Genomic DNA, 250 nt, shown 5'->3' on the forward strand with positions numbered 1-250 from the left:
GTTGAACGACAGGTTCCTGGCCGGCCCGCCCTGCACCACGTAGCGCACCCACAGGTTGCGCTCCCAGTGGCGGCCATCCTCGATGCCGTTGTAGTAGCTGTAGGCGCCGCCCGCGCGGGTGCCATCGATATCGCTGCCGCGCACATAGCGGGCAGTAAGCGACAGGCCTGGCAGGCCGAGCACAGCGAAGTTGTAGTCGTAGCGCGCTTCCCAGGCCCGTTCGTTGGGGTTGTTGAAGTCAGATACCTGC

General features: G+C 65.2%; 1 protein-coding gene. It reads right to left on the reverse strand.

All coding sequences use genetic code 11. From position 1 onward, the window contains the following. The coding region (locus SB765_RS32180) for an OprD family outer membrane porin (RefSeq protein WP_410932836.1) at positions 1–250 on the reverse strand (250 nt) is incomplete at both ends.

The sequence above is a fragment of the Pseudomonas sp. SIMBA_067 genome (assembly GCF_046534675.1).
Taxonomy (GTDB): Bacteria; Pseudomonadota; Gammaproteobacteria; order Pseudomonadales; family Pseudomonadaceae; genus Aquipseudomonas; species Aquipseudomonas putida.